The following is a 22,310-nucleotide window of genomic DNA, read 5'->3' on the forward strand; positions in this document are numbered from 1 at the left end:
ACGGACGCGATGGCTGGGCAGATGTTGCCGCACCGCGCGGACCGTGAAGCGGTCCGCATGGGCCACCGACGAGAGGCAGAGGAAGATGGTCTACAGCAAGCAAGAGACGGCGGGCGCCCCGACGTTGTGTCACGCGGCCAGGTAGTGCGCGTTCCCCGGTTGCGTCGACGCTTGATGTGAGGCTGTTTCCCATGTTCGATCCGGTCATAGCGCCCAGTGGCACGTTGCTCGGCCTGCTCCAGCGGGGCCGCGGCGACGGCACCCTGCACGCGCTCACCGCTCCCCGCGCCGAGGCGCTCGCGGCACTGGACCACTGTGTGCTGCACGACCCCCGCCACGACTGGCAGGTCGAGAACCGCTCCCTCTACTACGCCCGCCTCTATCTCGACCTGAACGGCGAGCTGGACGCGATCGAGACGCACCTCTTCGACCCGGAGGACGTCCTTGAGCCCGACGAGTCCCGCACGGGCCTCGCGCTGGCCGTGCTCGGGCACCTCGCCTCGTACGGCAGGCACGACGCGCTCCGTCTGCTGCGCCGATACGCCGCCCACGGCGCCAACTGGGCCTGGGCCCTGGACGAACTCGCCCTGCGCGACGACGACGCGGCCCTGCGCGCACTCGCCGTCCCCGTCCTGGCGCGCTTCGGCACGGACGCCGAGGGCGAGGCCGAACTGGCCGCCGCCGTCCGCGACGCCTTCGAACCGAGGCCGTGGCGGCTGTGGGCCGACGATCCGCGTGAATCCGTCGCCACGCGCGTGCGTGCCGCCCAGGAGGCGGGCTGCTTCGACCGCTGGCAGCGCCAGCTGCGATCGACCGGACCCCGCCCGGGCTGGAGCGTGCACGCCGTCCTCGAATGGGCCCAGCAGGGCGTGGAACGCGGCACCGTCCTGCACGTTCCCGCCGCCCGCTGTCTCGCCGCCGTGGCGGGCCCGGAGGACCGGCCGGAGATCGTCCGCGCCGCCCGGGACGGCGCCGAGGGAGCCCGGTGCACCGCCCTGCGGTACCTCGCCGACAGCAACGACCCCGAAGCCCTCGGCCTGATCGAGGCCGCGGTGACCGGCGGCTCGACGCCCGTCGCGGAGGCCGCCGTCGACGCCTTCGAACGGATGCGCAGCGTCGCCGCCGTCGACCGGGCACGCGGCTGGGCCCTCAGGCCCGACGCCCTCGGCGCCGCCGCCGGACGCATGCTCGCCTGCCGCGGCGCGGCCCGCGACAGCGAACTCGTCCTCGCGGCGCTGCGCGAGGCCGTACGGGGCGAGGGGCCCGACGCGCCCACCCTGTGGACCCTCGTCGACGGCGCCGGACGCCTCGGCATTGCCTGCGCCGCGCCCGTTCTGCGCCATGTCTACCGCGAGACGGCCTCCTCCCACCTCCGCGGCCGGGCCGCCCGCGCCCTGGCCGCCACCGACCCCTCGTTCGCCACCGGATTCGCCGTCGAATGCCTCTGGGACTGCGAGGAGACCACGCGCGAGGTCGCCGCCCGGCATGCCGAGACCGGCGACGCCCGGGTCGTCGAGCGGCTGCGCCGACTCGCCGCCGACCCGGCCGAGGAGGCCGAGGTCCAGACCGCCGTACGCAACCGCATCGCACCCGACGGACGGTTCGCGTGAACACGGGGTGACTCATCGGTCAGAAGCGGATGGACACGGGCTGACCTGCTCGGGTGTGCAGCGCAACGCTCATGGGACGTTCCTCGTTCGGAAAGATCCACGTTGACGCGGCCACGTCCAGTGCGGCGAGAACACGGATATGCGTGTCGTCATCGTGACCGAATCCTTTCCCCCCGATGTGAACGGCGTGGCCCACTGCGCGCTCCAGACCGCCCGGCACCTCGTCGATCGCGGTCACGCCCCCCTCGTCGTCGCTCCGGCTCCCGCTCCCGGAAACAGGCCCGACGCCTTTGCGCCGTGCCCTGTCGTCCATGTCCCCTCCCTACCGCTCCCGGGCTACCCCCAGGTCCGCGTCGCCCTCCCCAGCCGACGCCTCGCCGCGGCCCTCGTCGAACACCGCCCCGACGTCGTGCACCTGGCCAGCCCCTTCGTCCTCGGCGTCCGCGGCATGGCGGCCGCGGCCCGGCTCGGCATCCCCACCGTGGCCGTCTACCAGACCGACCTCGCCGGTTACGCCCGTACCTACATGGGCGCGGGCGAGGCGGCGGCCTGGCGGCGCATCCGCTCCGTCCACTCCGCCGCCGACCTCACCCTCGCCCCGTCCAGCGCCGCCCTGAACGACCTGGAGACCCACGGGGTGCCCCGGGTGCGGCTGTGGCCGCGCGGCGTGGACACCGACCGCTTCCGCCCCGGCCACCGCGACGAGACGCTGCGCCGGGAACTCGCCCCGAACGGTGAGGTGATCGTCGGCTACGTCGGCCGGCTCGCCCCCGAGAAGCAGGTCGAACTGCTCGCCGGTGCCTGCGGCCTGGAGGGCGTGCGGGTCGTGGTGGTGGGCGACGGGCCCAGTCACGCCCACCTCAGCGAGGCCCTGCCGGGCGCGGTCTTCCTGGGCCGGCGCACCGGCGAGGAACTGGCCCGGATCTTCGCCTCGCTGGACGTCTTCGTGCACACCGGCCCCTTCGAGACGTTCTGCCAGACCGTCCAGGAGGCCATGGCCAGCGGCGTGCCGGTCGTCGCGCCCGCCGCCGGCGGCCCGCTCGACCTCGTCGCCCACGGGCACACCGGGCTGCTGGTCCCGCCGCGCGACGCGGACGCCTTCCGGGACGCCGTGCGGTCCCTGGCCGTCGACCCGGCGCTGCGGGCCGGGTACGGCGCCGCCGGGCGCGCCACCGTGGAGGGCCGCACCTGGGCCGCGATCGGCGACCGGCTGATCACGCACTACGAGGACATGCTCGCCGCCCGCAAGACGGCGGTGGCGGCATGAGCACCGACTCCCTGCGCATCGTCAGGCTCGCCAACTTCGTCGCCCCCGCGTCCGGCGGCCTGCGCACCGCGCTGCGCGAGCTGGGCAAGGGCTTTTGTGCGGCGGGCCACGAGCCGGTGCTGATCGTGCCCGGCGAGCGCCACAGCGACCGGGACACCGAGCAGGGCCGGGTCATCACCCTGCCCGGCCCGCTGCTGCCGGGCACCGGCGGCTACCGGGTGCTGCTCGACAAGCGGCGGGTCGCCGCCCTCCTGGAGGAGCTGGCCCCGGACCGCCTGGAGGTCTCGGACCGCACGACGCTGCGCTGGACCGGCCGCTGGGCCCGGCGGGCCCGCGTCCCCGCCGTCATGGTCTCCCACGAGACCGCCGACGGCGTGCTGCGCACCTGGGGCCTGTCGCAGGGCCTGTCCCGGCGGGCCGCCGACGCCCTCAACGTCCGTACCGCGCACACCTACTCGCGGGTCGTGTGCACCACCGAGTTCGCCGAGCGTGAGTTCGTCCGCATCGGCGCGCGCAATGTCGTACGGGCCCCGCTGGGCGTGGACCTGACGGACCGGCACCCGGCGCTGCGCGACGGCGGGCTGCGCGCCGTCCACGCGCGCGCGGACGAGACGCTGCTGGTCATGTGCTCCCGGCTGTCCGTGGAGAAGCGGCCGGGGACGGCGCTGGACGCGCTGGAGGCGCTGCTGCGGCGCGGGCGGCGGGCGGTGCTCGTGGTGGCCGGGGACGGTCCGCTGCGGACACGGCTTGAGCAGCGGGCGCGGGAGCGCGGGCTGCCGGTGACCTTCCTCGGGCATGTCTCCGACCGCGCTGAGCTGGGCGCGCTGCAGGCCTCGGCCGACGTGGCCCTGGCGCCCGGCCCGGCCGAGACGTTCGGGCTCGCCGCGCTGGAGGCCATGGCGTGCGGCACGCCCGTGGTGGCGAGCGCGTCGTCCGCGCTGCCCGAGGTCATCGGGTCCGCAGGGGCGACGGCGGCCGACCACGGAGAGGCGTTCGCAGACGCCGTCGAGACACTTCTCGTGCGCCCCACGGCCGAGCGGCGGGACTGCGCACGCGCGCGTGCGGAGTGCTTCGGATGGGGTACCGCGGTGGAGGCGTTCCTGGCGGCGCACGACGCGCCGGTGCTCTGCCGGCGGGACGAGGACGACGACGTGATGACGGGAGCGTTCCGTCGCACCGGCGACGACGCGTCGGTACCGTCCCGTCGTACCGAGGGCGATACGTCGGTACCGTCCCGTTCCGACGTGGACCAGACGTCGGCAGCGCCCCGAGCCGCCCGCTCCGACATGCGCGATGTGTCCGCGCCGTCCCGTCGTGTCGTGCCGGAGGGCGTGGCATGAGACCCGTCCGTTTCGTGGCGCTCGGGGACTCACTGACCGAGGGCGTGGGCGATCCCGTCGGCGCCGGGTGGCGCGGCTGGGCCGAACTGCTGGCCGACGGGATCGCCGAGGGGCCGGTGGAGTTCACCAACCTCGCGGTCAGCGGGGCGCAGACGCGCGACGTGCTGGAACGCCAGACTTCGGACGCACTCGACCTGCGCCCGGACATCGCCTCCGTCGTGATCGGCGTCAACGACACCCTGCGCTGCACCTTCGACATCCACGCGGTGGCCGCCCGGCTCGACGAGGTCTACGCGGCGTTCACCCGGCAGGGCACCGTCCTGCTCACCGCGTGCCTGCCCGACCCCGGCGCGATGCTGGGGCTGCCGGGCGTGCTGGCCCGCCCGCTGGCCCGGCGCCAGCGCGCGGTCAACACGGTGGTCCACGCGCTGTCCGAGCGGTACGGCGCCGTCCACCTGCACGCGGCCGAGGGCGCATGGCTCACCGACCGGGCCATGTGGAGCGCGGACCGGCTGCACCCCGGCGAGCGGGGCCACCGCCAGCTCGCGCTGCGCTTCCACGCGCTGCTCGCCGCGGCGGGCAGCGCGACCGGCACCGCGCCCTCGCCCGAGCCGGAGTTCCCCGCGCCGACCAGGTCGGCGAGCCTGTGGTGGCTGGCGACCGCCGGCACCGGCTGGGTGGCCAGGCGCTGCACCGACCTGCTGCCGCAACTGCTCAGGCTGGCCGCCGACGAGATGCGGCACCGCGCGCGGGGCACCAGCGCCCGACTCGATCTGCGGGCCACGGCCGCCGTGTCGGCGGCCCTCGCGGCCCTGTCGGTGGCGGAGCGGACGGATACCGCGGACGCCGCGTGAGGGCTCAGCGGCGCCGCACGGCCACGAAACGGACCGGGGTACCGGGCACCGCCTGCGCGGCGGCCGGCAGGTCGGCGGCGCGGACCACCGCGATCACCGGGTAGCCGCCGGTGGTCGGGTGGTCCGCGAGGAAGACCACCGGACGCCCGTCAGGCGGCACCTGCACCGCCCCCAGGACCATGCCCTCGCTGGGCAGTTCACCGGCACGCGCGCGTTCCAGGGCGGGCCCCTGCGTACGCAGCCCGATCCGGTTGCTCGCGGACGAGACCCGGTACACGCGTGACGTGAAGTCGCGCACGGCCCGCGGCGTGAACCAGTCGTCGCGCGGGCCCGGCGTCACGCGCAGCACCAGCTCGGCCGGCGGGCGCGGCTGCGGGGCGACGTCCACGCGCGCGTGCGGACCCGGTGGGTCGCCCAGGGGCAGCACCACACCGTCCGCGAGCGGCGCGGGACCCAGCCCGGACAGCAGATCCGTGGACCGGCTGCCGAGAACCGGCTCCACGCCGATGCCGCCGGACACGGCCACATAGGCGCGCACCCCGAGGACGGCCGTCCCCACCTCCAGCACCTGCCCGGCAGGCACCACCACCGGCGCGCCCCAGGCGACCGGCCGCCCGCCCACCAGGACGGGGCTCGGCGCGCCCCCGACGGCCATGACGACCGTCGAACGGGGTCGCACGGCACAGCCGTTGAGCGTCGTCTCCAGGACCGCGGCGCCCGGCGGATTGCCGACCAGCCGGTTGACGAGCGCCGCCGCGGGCCCGTCCAACGCACCCGAGCGGGGCACGCCGAGATGGGCGTGCCCCGGCCGCCCCCGGTCCTGCACGGTGGTCAGGGCCCCCGCACGTACCACCAGGAGCGCACGGTCCGTCATGCCGTGGCCACCGGTACGAAGCGGACGCGCGCGCCCGGAGTGAGCAGGGCGGCCGGCACGCGCGCGTGGTCCCACAGCACCGCGTCCGTCGTGCCGATCAGCTGCCAGCCGCCCGGTGACGACCGCGGGTACACACCGGTGTAGGGGCCGGCCAGCGCCACGGACCCGGCCGGCACGGCGGTGCGCGGGGTGTCCCGGCGCGGCATGTCGTAGCGGGCGGGCAGGCCGGTGAGATAGCCGAAGCCGGGGGCGAACCCGCAGAAGGCGACGGAGAATTCGGTCGCCGCGTGGATACGGGCCACCTCTCGCTCGGCAACGCCCCAGTGGGCGGCGACCGCGGCCAGGTCCGGGCCGTCGTAGCGCACCGGGAGGGTCACGACGGTACGCGCGTGTGCGGGGGCGGGCGGCACCTCGGCCGAGGTCAGCTCATGGGCCCAGCTGGACGGGTCGGCCAGCCCGTCGAGGAGCACGGTACGGGCCGCCGGGACGATCTCGTCGACGACCAGGGAGCCCTCCGCGCGGCGGCGCAGCAGTTCCGCGTGCAGCGCCCGCGCCTCCTCGCCCGAGGCGACCTCCACGAGCAGGGCGCGGTCACCGACGGCCAGCGCCCTCACGCGAAGGCCTCCACCCGGATCCCCGACACCGTCAGCCGCTCGCGCACCCGGCGGGCCAGCTCCACCGCCCCGGGGGTGTCCCCGTGCAGGCACAGCGAGCGGGCGCGCACCGTGACGCGCGCGCCGGAGCGGGCGGTCACCGCGCCGTCGCGGGCCAGCTCCAGGGAGCGCGCCACGACCGCCTCCGGGTCGGTGACCACGGCGCCGTCCTGCCCGCGCGGCACCAGCGTGCCCTCGTCGGTGTACGCACGGTCCGCGAACGCCTCGGTGACGGTGGGCAGTCCGCACGCGCCGGCCCGTTCCAGCAGCCGCGAGCCCGGCAGCCCCAGCACGGGAAGCGCGGCGTCGGCGAGGAGCACCCCCTCGACCACCGCCGCGGCCTGTTCCTCGTCGCGCACCACACGGTTGTAGAGCGCCCCGTGCGGCTTGACGTACCCCACGCGCGCGCCCGCCGCCCGCGCGAACACCTCCAGGGCGCCTATCTGGTACGCCACTTCGGCGGCCAGTTCGGCGGGCGGCACGTCCATCGCGCGCCGCCCGAACCCCGCCAGGTCCCGGTAGGAAACCTGGGCGCCGACCGTCACCCCGTGCTCGGCCGCCAGGTGGCACACCCGCCGCATGGTGGCCGCGTCCCCGGCGTGGAAACCGCAGGCGACGTTGGCGCTGGTGACCACGGCGAGCAGCCGCTCGTCGTCGGTCAGCCGCCAGCGGCCGAAGCCCTCGCCGAGGTCGGCGTTCAGATCGATCGAGGTCATGGGTCTTCCGTGTCTCCCTTCGGGTTCCGTGGTCCGGCCGGTTCCGGACCACGGGGTACGGCTCGTCCTACGGGCGCGGTATCGCGGTATGGCTCGTTTCACAGGACGCGGTACTGCTCGTCGCGGGCGTCGGTGAGGAACATCTGGCCCGGCGCGTGTGTGATGGCGAACGGCGGCCGTGAGGCCATCACCGCCGCCTGCGGGGTCACCCCGCAGGCCCAGACCGGGATGTCGTCCGGTGCACGGTCCACGGGGTCCCCGAAGTCGGGGTGGTCCAGGTCGTCGATGCCGAGCACGGCCGGGTCGCCGCAGTGCACCGGGCCGCCGTGCACCGCCGGCAGCAGACTGCTCTCCCGGATGGCCGCCGCCAGGTGATGCGGCGGTACCGGACGCAGGGACACCACTATCGGGCCGCGCACCCGCCCGGCCGCCCGGCACTGACGGGTGGTCACGTACATCGGCACGTTGCGGCCCTGCTCCACGTGGCGGATCGGGACGCCAGCCCCGGCCGGCGCCCACTCGAAGGTGAAGCTGCAACCGATCAGGAACGACACCAGGTCCTCGTGCCAGTGGGCGCGCACGTCCGTCGGCTCGTCCACCGGCCGGCCGTCGTGCCACACCCGGTAGCGCGGCAGATCCGTGCGCAGGTCGGCGCCGTCCGCGAGCACCGTGCGCCAGGAACCGGCGTCCGTGACGTCGAGCACCGGACAGGGCTTGGGGTTGCGCTGGCAGAACAGCAGCATGTCGTAGGCCCAGTCGGCGGGCACCGAGATCAGGTTGGCCTGTGTGTGGCCCGCGGCGACGCCGGCGGTGGGACCGGACAGGCCCTCCCGGAAGCGGGCCCGCGCGCTCGCCGGACGCCACGCGTGCGCGTGCCCGTCGACCAGGGTCAGGGGGCGGTCATCGGTACGAGGCGTGCCGGTCATGCCAGTTCCTTCCCGCGGGTCTCCGGCAGTCCGAGGAGCGCCAGCGCCGCCATGCCGTATCCGATCGCACCGAAGACGAGCGCGCCGCCCACGCCCCAGCTGCCGGCCAGGAAGCCCACCAGGGTCGGGAAGACGGCGCCCACCGCGCGGCCGGTGTTGTACGTGAATCCCTGTCCTGTGCCGCGCACCGCCGTCGGATACAGCTCGCTGAGGTAGGAGCCGAAGCCGCTGAAGATCGCCGACATGCAGAAGCCGAGCGGGAAGCCCAGCACCAGGAGCAGGCCGTCGGCGCCGCTCGGGATGTTCGCGTACGCCAGGCCGCACAGCGCCGAAAGCAGCGCGAAGAGCCAGATGTTGCGGCGCCGGCCCAGCCGGTCGGTGAGGTGGCCGCCGGTCAGATAGCCGAGGAAGGCACCGGAGATCAGGAAGGTCAGATAGCCGCCGGTGCCGACCACCGACAGGCCGCGGTCCGTCTTCAGACAAGTCGGCACCCAGGTCGCCAGCGTGTAGTAGCCGCCCTGGACACCGGTGGACAGCAGTCCGGCGAAGAGTGTGGTGCGCAGCAGACCCGGTGCCGAGGCCGCGCCGGGCCGGAAGATGGCCGTGAACGAGCCGCGCCGCGGGCTGCGTTCGCGGATGGCCGTCGCCTTCGGGGCGTCCTGCACCCGGCGGCGCAGCCACACCACGAGGAGCGCGGGCAGCGCGCCGGTCCAGAACATCACCCGCCAGGCCAGGTCGTCGCCGAGGAACGAGAAGACCAGGGTGTAGACGATCGCGGCCAGTGCCCAGCCGACCGCCCACGAACTCTGGATCGCGCCGAGGGTGCGGCCCCGGTGCTTCGCGCTCGCGTACTCGGCGACCAGGATCGCGCCGACCGCCCACTCGCCGCCGAAACCGAGACCCTGGAGGGCGCGGAACACCAGCAGCGTCTCGTAGGTGGGCGCGAAACCGCAGGCCACGGTGAAGACCGCAAAGGTGCTCACCGTGATCATCAGGGCCCGGACCCGGCCGACCCGGTCCGCGAGCACGCCCGCGGCGGCGCCGCCGATCGCGGAGACCACCAGGGTGACGGTGGTGAACAGACCGGTCTGGCCGCTGTCCAGACCGAAGTACGCCGCCAGCGCGACCATGCTCAGCGGCAGCGTGAAGTAGTCATAGGAGTCCAGGGCATATCCGCCGAAAGCGCCGGCGAACGCACGCCTGCCGTGCGGACCGAGGCCGTACAGCCGGTCCAACGGGCCGTCGTCGGCGGTGTCTTCACCCGTGCCGGACCGTGCGCCGGCGGACAGGGCCTGCGGTGGAGGGGGCGAGCTCATGGGCACCTCGCAGATGAGGGACGGAGGGTGCGGGAACTGAGCCGTGCCGGGACCGTGCCGTGCGGAACACCGTAGAGGATCGTTCAACGATCCTTCAATACCCGTGTTGTTTCGTCCTTGTCTCTACGTTTGAATTCCGGGCATGGCAGAGCAGCTGACGGGACTGGCCGGCGACCGCGCGCTCCTGGGGCGCACCAGCACCGCCGAACGCGTTTCGGACATCCTCAGAAGCCGTATCGCCGACGGCTACTTCCCGCCCGGCACCCGGCTGTCGGAGGACAGCATCGGCGGGGCGCTCGGCGTCTCCCGCAACACCCTGCGCGAGGCGTTCCGGCTGCTCACGCACGAACGCCTGCTCGTCCACGAGCTGAACCGGGGCGTCTTCGTCCGGGTCCTCGCCGTGGAGGACGTCGAGGACATCTACCGCACCCGCACCCTCGTCGAGTGCGCCGTCGTCCGCGGCCTCGGCGAACCTCCCTACGCGCTCCACGCACTGGCGTCCGCGGTGACCGAGGGTCAGGTGGCGGCCGTCGAGAATGACTGGAAAGCGGTGGGTACGGCCAACATCCACTTCCACCGGGAACTGGTCGCCCTCGCCGGCAGCGAACGCACCGACGAGTTGATGCGCAGCGTCTTCGCCGAACTGCGCCTCGCCTTCCATGTCGTCGACGACCCGCGTCGGCTGCACAAGCCCTATCTCGCCCGCAACCGCCAGATCCTGCAAGGGCTTCAGGCCGGCGACCGGGGCGAGGCCGAGCGGCTGCTCAGCACCTATCTGGCGGACTCGCTGGAACGGGTCGTCGAGGTCTACCGGCGCCGGGTCGGCGAGAACGGCCAGGGCCTGGACTGAAGCGGGCGCCCGGGCGCGGGCAACGCCGAGCGGCCGAGCGCCGGCTGTGGCGGGTGTCCGGGGTGGGGGCTGTGGTTGGGGGCCGGGGGGCGGGCTGTGGTGGGCGGCTGGAGTGGGGGCTGTGGTGGGTGTCCGGGGTGCGGCTGCGCCCAGCGTCCGGGGTGCGGGCTGTTGTTGACAGCCGGAGCGGGGCTGTGGCGGGCGGCCGGGGTGTCGGCTGAGGCGGGCGGGCGGAGCGGGGGCCGCCGGGAGCGGACACGGCGCCGGGCGGGGCGGGGGCCATCGGGGCGAGGCCGTCTCGCGCCGCTGTGACGGCCGCCGCTTCTGCGTCGTTTGGGTCGTTGTCAGACGGAGGACCTAGTCTGTGCACCGTGACTTCGCCTGCATCCACGGACAGCGTGCCGCCGCAGCTCAGCGCGGGGCCGCGCCCCGCCCCGGGCCCGGCCGCCGACGAGGGGCTGGCGCGGCGGCTGCGCGCGCTCGCCTGCACCGCGCCGCTGCACGACCTGGACGCGCGCAAGGCCAACCTCGCCGGCGAGTACTCGGTGTACGGCATGGCGGAGGTGGCCCTGGCCGCCATCGACCTGGTCACGCTCACCATGGACTTCGACACGGGCGCCGCCCACGAACAGATCGTCGCCCGGCTCATCCCGCGCATCGCCGCCCAGGCCCCGCGCCGCCCGGTGGCCGAGCACGAGCGCGTGGCCCGCTGGGTCCTGGAGAACCTGATCAACGTCGGCAGCGTCGACCGCGGCTTCCGCGCCGTCTACGGCACGTTCGCGCCGGACGGCACCTACGTACGCCGCGACTACGACTTCAAACTCATCGAGGAGGTCCCCGGTCCCGGCGGCACCGTCTACCTCCGCACCACCGACGAGGCCGTCAACGTCCTGGTCGGCGCCCTCGACACCGACGTCACCAGCGCCCAGATCGCCGCCGAGGTCAAGCTGGAGGTGCTGATCAACCGCGGCCGCCTGGCCGACGCCCAACTCGCCGCGGAGCAGGCGCGCTACCGGACCGTGCAGTACTCGGAAACGCTGCGCAGGGCCCTGGAGGCCACCCGGCGCAACGTCCGCGCGGTGGACTGGCTCAACGCCGTACCCGACATGATCGCCGAGGCCCTGGACCACGTCGCCGACCGCTATCGCCACGAGAACGCCATCCTCACCAACATCCGCAAGGCACGCGACGAGTCCGAGGACCCCGGGCACAAGCGCCGCGCCGCCGAACTGGTCGACATCGTCAAGGACTGCATCCGGCGCCATACGCAGCTCCAGTCCCGGCTGCTGGAGGCGGGTCCGCTGTTCCGCGCCGAACAGGACCGGCAGGCCTTCGCCACCCCCATGACCACGTCCGGCACGGACCTGTACGGCCACCTCGTCGCCCCCGTCCTCCCACTGCCCGTCCAGCGGGCGGTCAGGGTCACGGACGCCTTCTTCGCGCGCGGCACCGGGCTGCGCACACCGGTGTCGGTACGGGTCGGTGACCTGGTCGACCTCCTGCTCACCCCACCGGTGGAGCGGGAGCACCTGGGCGCCGAGATGCCCGAGCCCGATCTGATCGCCACACCGGACGACAGCCGGTTCAGCGACGAGCAGCTGGCCGCGGCCACGGAACTGCTCGACCTGCCGGCGGACGCACCGCGCCGGCTGTCCGGGCTGCTCGCCGAGGCGCGCCGCCGGGATTCCGAACTGCCGTACCTGGTGGCACTGATGGCCGTGCACGCGGCCAGCCCCCCGGTCGGCACCGCCTACCGCCAGGGCGAGGAGAAACTGCTGTTCGCCGTGGACGACGGTACGGAACTGGACGACCCCGAGTTCGGCGGCGCCGATCTGATCGTCGGCACCGCTCTGCTGGACTCGGCGGGCATGGCGGCCGACCGGACCGAGGCGGCATGACCCGACCCGACCGCCCCACCCGACCAGGCCAGTGCAGCAAGGAGCCCCGACCGTGACCGAGCAGGCCGACCGCAGCGAGCCCGAGCCCGCCGCCACGCCCGCGGGCTCCGCCGTCACCCCCGCCGACGCCGCCGACGCCGCCCGGCTCGTCGCCTTCGGGCTACAGCCCAAACTGCAGCCCGCCCGCGACCAGGAGTACACCGAACTGCTGCGCCGCCACCGCGAGGACCCGGTGTTCGCGCGGCTCGCGGACGCCGTGGCCGCCGGGCTCGGCCTGGTCGTGCTGGAGGTGTCCCCGCGCGCGGGCATGGCGGTGACCGCTGCCGAGGACTCCGTCTTCGCCGTCCGTATGGGCGACTACGCCCGCCGCACCGCCGCCGACTCCCAGGACCGGTTCCTGCACGGCCTCGCCCATCTCGCGATCGCCGCCCTGGCCTTCCCCCGCCCGGAGGACCTGGCCGACGACGGCTACATCGGTCGGGTCTCCGTCAACGGCGTCGACGCGTTCGTACGACAGGCCTGCCGGCGTCTCGAAGAACGCGCCGCGGAGCAGGGTGAGAACACCGACCCGGCCACCGACGCGCCCGGCCTGGAGGCCGCCTGGCGGATCTGGGTGCGGCGCAGCGCCACCGGCGCCACCAAGGACGCTCGCCGGTTGGCCGGTTCCACCACCGGCATCGTCGGCAAGGCGGTCGCCTTCCTCACCGATTCCGGATTCCTGCAGAGAACCGGCGACGACAACGGCGGCACCTACCGCACCACGGCGCGCTACCAGCTCCAGGTCCGCGACATGGCAGGCGCCGCCGCCATGGCCGAACTGCTCGAACTCGGCGTCGTCCCAGTCACCGACGGCACGGCCAGCCTGCTGCCCGCCGAGGACACCGACGACCTGGACCTGGTGGCCGACGCCGGGCTGCCGTTCCACTCCTGACGGCCCGGCCGCCGCACCTGACCGTAGCCCCACCCCTCCGTAGCCCTGCCCCTCCGTTCCGTAGCCCTGCCCCTTCGAAGACCTTCCACGAGAGTCCGCCATGTACGAGCTGTCCCGGGTCCGCCTCTACTCCATCGGTCCTGCCGGTGCGCGCTACGCCGACACCGTGCTCGACCTGCGGGGCGTGGGCGAGCCGGTGCCCGACCCCGCCCCCACGCAGGCGGAGTTCTTCGAGGAGGAGCCCGTCGGACCGCCGCGCCGCCCCGCGCCGGCGGGCGTGCTCTTCCTGGAGAACGGCGGCGGCAAGTCCGTCCTGCTCAAGCTGATCTTCTCGGTGATGCTGCCGGGCCACCGCAACACCCTCGGCGGCGCCAGCTCCGGTGTGCTGCGCAAGTTCCTGCTCGCCGACGACTGCGGCCATGTGGCCCTGGAGTGGCAGCATGTGCAGACCGGCGAATGCGTCGTCGTCGGCAAGGTCAGCGAATGGCGCGGACGGCAGGTCTCCAACGACCCGCGCAAGTTCGCCGAGGCCTGGTACTCCTTCCGGCCGGGCCCCGGACTCAGCCTCGACAACCTCCCCGTGGCCGAGTCCACGGCCGTGCGCCCGCCCGCCGAGGGCCAGTCCGGCGCCCAGGGCCGCCGCCGCACCATGAAGGGCTTCCGGGACGCCATCACCGAGGCGGGAAAGGCGTATCCGCACCTGGAAGTGCACTGGGAGGAGACCCACGAACGCTGGACCGAGCACCTGGGCGACCTCGGCCTCGACCCCGAACTCTTCCGTTACCAGCGGGAGATGAACGCCGACGAGGGCGAAGCGGCCGGCCTGTTCGCGGTCAAGAAGGACTCCGACTTCACCGACCTGCTGCTGCGCGCGGTCACCGACACCCGGGACACCGACGGCCTCGCCGACCTGGTCGGCGGCTTCGGCAACAAGCTGGGCCGGCGCGCCGAACTGATCGCCGAACGAGACTTCACCGCCGGGTCGGTCGACCTGCTCGGCCGGATCGTCGAGGCCGCCGAAGCCCGCGCACGCGCGCGTGACATCCACGCCGGCGCCGAACGCCGCACCCGCACCCTCGCCCGGCGGCTGTCCGCGCGAGGCGCCGTGGAACGGGTGCGGGCCGCCGACCTCGCCCAGCGGGTCACGGCCGCCGCGCACACCGTCACCCACTCCGAGGCCGCGCGCGAGCGCAGCGCGCTCATCGCCGCCGAACTCGCCTACCGGCACGCCTCGCTGGCGCTCGCCGCCGGCGAGAAGTCGGCCGCCGCGCAGAAACGCGAACTGGCCGACGCGCGCACCCTGTACTCCGCCTGGCAGGCGGCCGAGGCCGTGCTGCGCCACCGCGCCGCCGCCGACCGCGTCGCACGCGTGGCCACCGCGATCCAGGAAGCCGAACGGGACGCCGCCCCGGCCCTGGCGGCCCGCGCCAAGGCCGCCGTGGACCTCGTACGGGCCCTGCACGCGGCCGCCGAGAACGCCGAAACCCTCGCCAACGAGGGAGAGGAGCGCGCGGCCGCCCTCCAGGAGGCAGGCGAGGCGGCCCACCGGGACTCGACCGCCGCCGCCACCGAGGCACAGCGCGCCCGCAGCGAGATCGGACACCTCAGGCAGCGCCTGACCGAGGTCGAACAGGAGACCACCGAGGCGGTGCGCGCGGGCTGGCTCGACGACAGCGCCCCCGACGCGGACCCGGCCCGCGCCGCCCTCGCGGCCAGCGACGCCGAGAAGACCGCCGTGGCCGCCTGGGACACGGCCCGCGACGCGGCGCGCACGGCGGCCGACCACGCGCGCGAAGCCGCGTCCACCGAGTCCCGCGCCGAGCTGACCGCCGCCCGAGCCGCGGACGCGGCGACCGCGGCCGAGCGCGTCCACCAAGCCGAACGCCGCATCGCCGAGGCCCTTGCCGCCGAGGAGCGACTGGGCGAACTGCTCGGCCTGCCGGGCACCCGGGGCGGCACCCGGACCGGCGTGCCCGCACCGCGCGCGGGCGGCGACACCACCCAGGACCCCGCCGCGGCACCCGGCGCCCCCGCCGAGACCGCCGCGGACGGCGCCCGCCCCGCAGGCGAGGGCCCCCTCACCCCCGAGGACCTGGACCGCTTCGCCGACGAACTGCGCGCCCTGCTCGACGACTCCGTCTCCTTGGCCGAACGGCACCTCTTCGAGCTGCGCACCGCCGCCGCCGACGACGCCCGCATCCTCGGGGCGCTCGGCGACGGCGGACTGCTGCCGCCCGGCCCCGACGTACTCGCCACCGTCGAGTTCCTCGGCGAACACGGCATCCCCGCGTTGCCCGGCTGGCGCTACCTCGCCCAGGCCGTCGACCCGGCCGACCACGCCCGGGTGCTCGCCGCCCGCCCCGAACTGGTCGACGGCGTGATCATCACCGACCCGGACACCCACACCCGTGCCCGCGAAACCCTCGGGGACGCCGCACTGCTGCCGCGGTCCGCCGTGGCCGTCGGCACCGCCGCCGCCCTGCTCGCCCCGACCCCCGCCGCCGCCAGCGACGGCGAGGTGTTCCTGGTACCGCCGAACCCGGCCATGCACGACGAGTACGCCGCCGACGAGGAACGGCACGCGCTGCGCGCCCGGGCCGCCGAGCGGGACGAGGAGATCCGCGCGCTCGCCGCACGGCTCGCCAAGGACCGCGAACTGGCCGCGCGGCTCACCTCCTGGCGCACCGGCTGCCCGGCGGGACGGCTCGTCGAACTCGCCCGAGCCGCCCGCGACGCGCGCGTGTTCGCCGAGGAGTCCGAGGCGGAACTCGCCGAGGCCCGGACCGCGGGCGCCGAGGCCGACGAAGCCGCCGCCGAGGCCGCCCAGGCCCGCGACGAACGCCAGGAGGCCGCACAGAAGGCCCGGCGCGCCGCCGACGCGCTCGCCGGGCTCGCCTTCCGGCTGCGCGAGCGCTCCGGCTGGCAGGCCAAGCTGCGCGAACTCGCCGACGAGGCCGCCGAGTCGGAGGCTCGCGCCCAGGTCTGCCTGGAGCGCGCCCGCGCCGCCGACGAGGACCGCCGCGCCGCCCAGCGCGCCGCCGACGACGCCCGCCGCACCGCCCGCGCGCTGCGCGCCGAGCGCTCCGAGATCGCGGGCGCACCCGACGACGTGCCCGCAGCCGAGGGCGACGGCGACGCCTCGAAGGCGTCGCTGCCCGCCCTCCGCGAGGCCTACCGCGCCGCCTCCCAGGTGTACGAGAAGGTGGGCGTCGGGGCCGATCTGCGCGCCGAGCAGGCCCGCGCGGAGAGCGACGAGAGCGCGGCCCGCGCCGAACTTGACCGGCTCAGCAACAAGGTCCGCACCCGGGCCGAACAACTGCTCCAGTCGCCCGACGGCTCCGACGGCCCCTCCCGGCAGGCCGCCGCCGCACGCGCCGAGGAGCTGGTCCAGCTCCTGGAGACCCGCATGTCCACCGCGAGCGAGCAACTGGGCCGGCTGCGCGGCGAGGCCGAACGCCATGCCCCCGAGGACGGCGGCGCGCACACCGAACTGCCCGAGGAACTCCTCCCGCGCGACGCCGAGCACGCCCAGGCCCTGCTGCGCACCGCCACGACCGAACTCGCCTCCCGCACCGAAGCGTTGGCCCAGGCACGAGACACACACGCCGAACTCCTCGCGGCCCACCGCGCGGCCGAGGACGCGGCCGGCGGCTTCGAGGAGGTCGCGGCCATGCTCCGCGACCTGCTGCGCGAGCACGCGGCCGACGAGGAGCAGGAGGAACCCGAGCCGTACCCCGGCAACCTGGAGGAGGCCAGACGGTCCGCAGCGGAGGCCCGGCGCTCGCTGCGCGGCTGCGCCGCCGACCTGTCCGCCGCCGAGGCCGCCGTGCGCGAAGCCGGCGACGTCCTGGTCCGGCACGCCAACTCGACCCGCTATGAGCAGGTGCGCACGCCCGCCCGGCAGCAGATCCGCGAGCTGCCCGCCGCCGCGCTGCCCGAGCACGCCCAGAAGTGGGCCGACGCCTTCGCCCCCCGACTACGGGTCCTCACCGACGAGTTGGCGCAGCTCGAACGCAACCGCGACTCCATCGTGGACCGGCTGCGCGGACTCGTCGAGTCGGCGCTCGCCACCCTGCGCTCCGCCCAGCGGCTTTCCCGGCTGCCCGAAGGGCTCGGCGAGTGGTCGGGGCAGGAGTTCCTGCGCATCCGCTTCGAGGAACCCGACCAGGCCACGCTCACCGAACGGCTCGGCGAGGTGATCGACGAGGCGACCCGCGCCGCCCTGAAGAAGAACTCCGACCTGCGGCGCGACGGCATGTCCCTGCTGCTCCGCGGGGTCGCCGCCGCGCTGCGGCCCAAGGGCGTGGCCGTCGAGATCCTCAAGCCGGACGCCGTCCTGCGCGCCGAACGCGTCCCCGTCGGACAGATGGGCGACGTGTTCTCCGGCGGCCAACTGCTCACCGCCGCGATCGCCCTGTACTGCACGATGGCCGCCCTGCGGTCGAACGACCGCGGACGGGACAGGCACCGGCACGCCGGCACCCTGTTCCTCGACAACCCCATCGGCCGCGCCAACGCCACCTATCTGCTGGAGCTGCAACGCGCCGTCTCCGACGCGCTCGGCGTGCAACTCCTCTACACCACCGGCCTGTTCGACACGACGGCACTGGCCGAGTTCCCCCTGGTCATCCGCCTGCGCAACGATGCCGACCTGCGAGCCGGGCTGAAGTACATCAGCGTGGAGGAACACCTGCGGCCGGGACTTCCGCAGCAGGCCCCGGCCGGGGAAACGGTGCACAGCGAGATCACGGCGACCCGCATGTTCAAACGCCCGGCGCCCAGCACGCCCTGACCGGGACAGCGGCGGCACACCACGGGCCGTCGGCGGGCGGCGACGGCCCGTAGTGCGCCGCCCCGGCGTCAGGAGTGCGACAGCTGGCCGGTGCCGCCCCGCCTGCGTATCCGCTCCCGTTCCCGCGCGGCGGCCTTCGCCTGCCGCCGGGCGGTGCGCCGCTCCCGACGCAGCGACCGCGCCGTGCTGCTCGGCACCGACACCACGCCATTGCGCTGGTTCCAGACCTGGCGCGTCACCCAGACGTCGAGCACGCCCCAGGTGGCCACCACCGTGCTGACCACACTGCTGATGACCATCGGCAAGGCCAGCCAGGACCCTGCCAGCGTGCACAGAAAGGCCACCATCGCCTGCATCAACGTCACCGCGATGATGATCACCGCCCGCACCGCCGCCGTACGCACCGGATCGGGCATCCGGCGTCTGCGTGCGGGTTCCTCGACCCACAACGGCCGGTACACCGGCTGACTTCGCGCCTCCGCAGCCTCGGCGGCCCACTCCTGCGACGGAACGCCACCACCCGTCGCCTCCGGGAGCAGCCGCGCCGTCCCGCGCCCCGCCACGTCGTCCTCGGGCGCCTCGCGCCGCTCCGCCGTGCCCATCAACATGTCACTCCCCACCGCCGGCAGACCCCTGCTCCGGCGCCCCGAGACACCGGCTCCCCTGTGGTTGCCCGGCTTGCACTGTTTTACGCCGCCAGGATGGTGGATGCGGCTCCAGTGGCCGATTCCGCCCCCATATCCCATAGAGAAGGACGAACGACGCGTCAGGAAGATTCCCGACCCACGAAGAATTTCGGCCAACCGACCCCGCGCGCCGGACCGGACCTCCGAACCCCGGACGCCGGAGCCCAGGCGGCAATCTCCCGTAATGCCCGGACAACTCGCCATGTCCCAGAAGTGAAGGTGAAGTTCAGGCTCCGGACACGCCTTCGAGTTGACCCTGCGACGGTAGTAGGCTCGCGCCGTTTGTTGACGCACCTGTGCACCCCCGTCCGCAGGGGGACCGAGCTGGGGGAGGCCATGCGTTTTCGCGGGAAGTCGATCCGCCGGAAGATCGTGGCGCTGCTTCTCGTGCCGCTGGTGTCCCTGGCCGCCATCTGGGGCTTTGCGACCGTGCTCACGGGGCGGGAGGTGGTCCGGGTCTTCAATGTGTCGCACGTGGTGGAGAAGATCGAGTACCCCACCGAGGACACCGTCCGCGCCCTGCAGCAGGAACGCCGCCAGACCCTCGTCTACCTCGCCGACCCGCGCGCCTCCGACGCCCTCGGCGACCTGCGCCGGACCCGGACCGCCACCGACGAGGCCATCGCCGAGACCCGGAAGAACGCCGAGACCTCCGACGTCCGCGACAGCATGAGCGCGGGCGACGACGAACGCCTCACCGTGGTCCTGGACGCGTTCGACGGCGTCAACTCCCTGCGCCGCAGCGTCGAGGACGGCACGGTCACCCGCCATCAGGCCCTCGACCTCTACAACCGCGTCGTCGACCCCTGCTACTCGCTGCTGGCGAGCCTCGACGGCGTCGACGACGTGGAGATGGACACTCAGGCCCGCGCCCTCATCAACGTCAACCGTGCCCGCGAACTCCTCTCCCGCGAGGACGCCCTGCTCGGATCCGCCCTGGTGGTCGGCAGGCTCTCCCGGGACGAGACCCGCGACATCTCCGACCTCGTCGCCCAGCGCACCCTCCTGTACGACATCAGCCTGCCGCTGCTGCCGGCGGCCGAACGCGACCGCTACGACCGGTTCTGGAGGAGCGCCACCACCGCGCCCGTGCGGGTGGCCGAGGAGGCGGTCATCGACTCCGGGGCGGGCACCGCGAACGAGGTCAGCGCCAAGCGCTGGGACGCCGCCGCGGGCACCGTGCTCGAAGAACTGGGCACCCTCGACGACGAGGTCGGCGACCGCTATCAGGACCGCACCCGCCCCGTCGCGGTGAGCGTGATCATCCAGGCGGCCGTCGCCGGGCTGCTCGGACTGGTCGCGTTGCTCGCCTCCCTCGTCCTGTCCGTGCGGCTGGGCCGCGGACTCATCCGCGATCTGCGGCAACTGCGCCTGGAGGCGCACGAGGCGTCCGGCGTCCGGCTGCCCAGTGTGATGCGCCGCCTGTCCGCGGGTGAGAAGATCGACGTGGAGACCGAGGCCCCGCGCCTGGAGTACGACAGGAACGAGATCGGCGAGGTCGGCCAGGCGCTCAACACCCTCCAGCGCGCCGCCGTCGAAGCCGCCGTCAAGCAGGCCGAACTGCGCGCCGGGGTCTCCGAGGTCTTCGTCAACCTCGCCCGGCGCAGCCAGGTGCTGCTGCACAAGCAGCTCACCCTGCTCGACAGCATGGAGCGCAGGACCGAGGACACCGACGAACTCGCCGACCTGTTCCGCCTCGACCACCTCACCACCCGCATGCGCCGGCACGCAGAGGGCCTGGTGATCCTCTCCGGCGCCGCCCCCTCGCGCCAGTGGCGCAAACCCGTCCAGCTGATGGACGTCGTCCGCGCCGCCGTCGCCGAGGTCGAGGACTACGAGCGGATCGAGGTCCGCAGGCTGCCGCGTGTCGCCGTCACCGGGCCGGCCGTCGCCGACCTCACCCACCTGGTGGCCGAGCTGCTGGAGAACGCCACCGTGTTCTCCCCACCGCACACGGCGGTCCAGGTCCTCGGCGAGCGGGTCGCCAACGGCTTCACCCTGGAGATCCACGACCGGGGCCTCGGCATGGCGGCCGAAGCACTGCTGGAGGCCAACCTCCGACTCGCCGAGACACCGGAGTTCGAACTCTCCGACACGGACCGGCTCGGCCTGTTCGTGGTCAGCCGCCTCGCCCAGCGCCAGAACGTCCGCGTATCCCTGCAGCCGTCCCCCTACGGCGGCACCACCGCGGTGGTCTTCATCCCCGATGTGCTGCTGACCGACGATGTCCCCGACACCAACGGCATCGGCTTCCGTCTCGACCGGGACCGGACCGGGCCGAAGGCCGATGGGGAGGAGCGGCGGGCCGCCCTCGCCCAGGTTCCGGTGCACCTGCCGGGCCCGCCCGCGCCGGTCCTGGACGGCCCGGTGGAACTGGAGGCGCCCATCGACCTGGACGCCCTCCCGGGCGCCCTCACCGACGAGCACAGTGAACGCGGCGGACTCTTCCGCGCCCGCCGCTCCCTCGCCCGTGCCGACGAGGAGGCCGCGGGCCGCACCGCCGCGGATCACCGGCCGTCCTCCGGCACGGCGGAACGGGCGGGGGCCGACGACTCTCCGGACGCCCTGGTGCCGCTGCCCCGCCGGCGGACGCCCAAGCTGGTCAGCTCGCACGGCCGACCGATCAAGGAGCAGCGCTCCCGCCGGAGTGAGGACGACGAGCCGTCCCCGGCCGACCCGCCCGGCGCCGAACCCCGTCTGGCGCCGCTGCCCTCCCGACACCGGGACGAGACGGCCCCGCGGCCCGGCACCGGATCCGTGGCCCGTTTCGACCCACGCGCGCAATCCCCGGCCGACGGCCCGGAAAAGCCCTCAGCGGCCCCACAGCTCCCCCGGCGCACCAGTGGCCCGGAGAACCGCTCCCGCGACGGCGAGGGCGGCACCGCCCCGCCGACCGGCGGCACATCGCAGGAGACCCGGTCCGGCACCGGACCGCTGCCGAAGCGCGTACGGCAGGCCAGTCTCGCCCCGCAGCTCAAGCAGGGTCCCGCGGGACCGTCCGGGCGCGAGAGGGAACCCGTCGAACGCGACGCCGAAGAGGTGCGCAGCCGGATGGCCTCGCTCCAGCGCGGCTGGCAGCGCGGCCGGGAGGAGAACGCCACGGGCGACGGAGCCCGGAACGGCACAGCACAAGGAACGACAAAGGGGGACGGTCGATGACCGCACCAAAGGCGACCGGCCACACCGCACCGGACAAGGGCGCGCTCAACTGGCTCCTCGACGACCTCGTCGACCGGGTCGCCAGCATCCGCAAGGCCGTCGTGCTCTCCGGCGACGGACTGGCCACGGGCGTATCGAAGGATCTGACCAGGGAGGACAGCGAGCACCTGGCCGCCGTCGCGTCCGGGTTCCACAGCCTCGCCAAGGGCGTGGGCCGGCACTTCGAGGCGGGCAGCGTCCGCCAGACGGTCGTCGAACTCGACGAGGCATTCCTCTTCGTGACGGCGGCCGGCGACGGCAGCTGCCTGGCCGTCCTCTCCGACGCCGACTCCGACGTCGGCCAGGTCGCCTACGAGATGACGCTCCTCGTCAAGCGGGTCGGCGTGCATCTGGGCACCGCCCCGCGTACCGATCTGACCTCGGGCGGGTAGTGGGATG

16 protein-coding genes are annotated in these 22,310 nt (G+C 74.3%); 10 read left to right on the forward strand and 6 right to left on the reverse strand.

What is annotated here, in order from left to right:
• Positions 1 to 191: 191 nt before the first annotated feature.
• From ABT245_RS12820 to ABT245_RS12835, 4 genes are all read left to right on the forward strand, one after another.
• Positions 192 to 1,610, forward strand: coding sequence for a HEAT repeat domain-containing protein (locus ABT245_RS12820; protein WP_351732440.1), 1,419 nt, complete (start codon positions 192 to 194; stop codon positions 1,608 to 1,610).
• Positions 1,611 to 1,749: 139 nt separating this feature from the next.
• Complete coding sequence (locus ABT245_RS12825; protein WP_351732442.1) at positions 1,750 to 2,877, forward strand: glycosyltransferase family 4 protein; 1,128 nt, start codon at positions 1,750 to 1,752, stop codon at positions 2,875 to 2,877.
• On the forward strand, positions 2,874 to 4,217 hold the full coding sequence (locus ABT245_RS12830; protein ID WP_351732445.1) for a glycosyltransferase: 1,344 nt from the start codon (positions 2,874 to 2,876) through the stop codon (positions 4,215 to 4,217). Before ABT245_RS12825 ends, ABT245_RS12830 begins: the two co-directional genes overlap by 4 nt.
• A complete protein-coding gene (locus ABT245_RS12835; protein WP_351732447.1) occupies positions 4,214 to 5,071 on the forward strand; it encodes an SGNH/GDSL hydrolase family protein in 858 nt (285 codons plus the stop codon). Before ABT245_RS12830 ends, ABT245_RS12835 begins: the two co-directional genes overlap by 4 nt.
• 4 nt (positions 5,072 to 5,075) lie before the next feature.
• On the opposite strand, the gene ABT245_RS12840 is transcribed toward ABT245_RS12835, so the two are convergent.
• The 5 genes from ABT245_RS12840 to ABT245_RS12860 form a co-directional block, all read right to left on the reverse strand.
• On the reverse strand, positions 5,076 to 5,945 hold the full coding sequence (locus ABT245_RS12840) for a 5-oxoprolinase subunit C family protein (protein WP_351732450.1): 870 nt from the start codon (positions 5,943 to 5,945) through the stop codon (positions 5,076 to 5,078).
• Positions 5,942 to 6,559 (reverse strand): 5-oxoprolinase subunit B family protein, encoded by a 618-nt coding sequence (locus ABT245_RS12845; protein ID WP_351732452.1) that lies wholly within the window; start codon positions 6,557 to 6,559, stop codon positions 5,942 to 5,944. Before ABT245_RS12845 ends, ABT245_RS12840 begins: the two co-directional genes overlap by 4 nt.
• A complete protein-coding gene (locus ABT245_RS12850) occupies positions 6,556 to 7,314 on the reverse strand; it encodes a LamB/YcsF family protein (RefSeq protein WP_351732455.1) in 759 nt (252 codons plus the stop codon). The genes ABT245_RS12845 and ABT245_RS12850 overlap by 4 nt, the downstream gene beginning before the upstream one ends.
• Before the next feature lie 98 nt (positions 7,315 to 7,412).
• Positions 7,413 to 8,240 carry a putative hydro-lyase gene (locus ABT245_RS12855; protein WP_351732458.1) on the reverse strand — a complete coding sequence of 276 codons (828 nt, stop codon included), beginning with the start codon at positions 8,238 to 8,240 and terminating at the stop codon, positions 7,413 to 7,415.
• Positions 8,237 to 9,556: an MFS transporter gene (locus tag ABT245_RS12860; RefSeq protein WP_351732461.1), complete on the reverse strand. Its 1,320-nt coding sequence runs from the start codon at positions 9,554 to 9,556 to the stop codon at positions 8,237 to 8,239. Before ABT245_RS12860 ends, ABT245_RS12855 begins: the two co-directional genes overlap by 4 nt.
• Before the next feature lie 142 nt (positions 9,557 to 9,698).
• Between ABT245_RS12860 and ABT245_RS12865 the strand changes: the two genes are divergently transcribed.
• The 4 genes from ABT245_RS12865 (at position 9,699) to ABT245_RS12880 (ending at position 18,027) form a co-directional block, all read left to right on the forward strand.
• Complete coding sequence (locus ABT245_RS12865) at positions 9,699 to 10,406, forward strand: GntR family transcriptional regulator (protein ID WP_351732463.1); 708 nt, start codon at positions 9,699 to 9,701, stop codon at positions 10,404 to 10,406.
• A 371-nt stretch (positions 10,407 to 10,777) separates the two neighbouring features.
• Positions 10,778 to 12,304: a hypothetical protein gene (locus ABT245_RS12870; protein WP_351732466.1), complete on the forward strand. Its 1,527-nt coding sequence runs from the start codon at positions 10,778 to 10,780 to the stop codon at positions 12,302 to 12,304.
• Positions 12,305 to 12,356: 52 nt separating this feature from the next.
• Entirely contained in the window at positions 12,357 to 13,235 is an 879-nt protein-coding gene (locus ABT245_RS12875) for a hypothetical protein (protein ID WP_351732469.1), read from the forward strand.
• 100 nt (positions 13,236 to 13,335) lie between these two features.
• Positions 13,336 to 18,027: a hypothetical protein gene (locus ABT245_RS12880; RefSeq protein WP_351732471.1), complete on the forward strand. Its 4,692-nt coding sequence runs from the start codon at positions 13,336 to 13,338 to the stop codon at positions 18,025 to 18,027.
• A gap of 68 nt (positions 18,028 to 18,095) precedes the next feature.
• Here the strand turns inward: ABT245_RS12880 and ABT245_RS12885 are convergent, their stop codons facing one another.
• The gene (locus tag ABT245_RS12885) at positions 18,096 to 18,629 is read right to left on the reverse strand and encodes a hypothetical protein (RefSeq protein ID WP_351732529.1); all 534 of its coding nucleotides are present in this window, start codon (positions 18,627 to 18,629) and stop codon (positions 18,096 to 18,098) included.
• Between the two features lie 420 nt (positions 18,630 to 19,049).
• Between ABT245_RS12885 and ABT245_RS12890 the strand changes: the two genes are divergently transcribed.
• Positions 19,050 to 21,872: a nitrate- and nitrite sensing domain-containing protein gene (locus tag ABT245_RS12890; RefSeq protein WP_351732473.1), complete on the forward strand. Its 2,823-nt coding sequence runs from the start codon at positions 19,050 to 19,052 to the stop codon at positions 21,870 to 21,872.
• The gene (locus ABT245_RS12895; protein ID WP_351732475.1) at positions 21,869 to 22,303 is read left to right on the forward strand and encodes a roadblock/LC7 domain-containing protein; all 435 of its coding nucleotides are present in this window, start codon (positions 21,869 to 21,871) and stop codon (positions 22,301 to 22,303) included. The genes ABT245_RS12890 and ABT245_RS12895 overlap by 4 nt, the downstream gene beginning before the upstream one ends.
• Positions 22,304 to 22,310: the final 7 nt, after the last annotated feature.

Origin of the sequence: Streptomyces sp. NPDC001508, from assembly GCF_040298665.1 — a bacterium.
Taxonomy (GTDB): Bacteria; Actinomycetota; Actinomycetes; order Streptomycetales; family Streptomycetaceae; genus Streptomyces.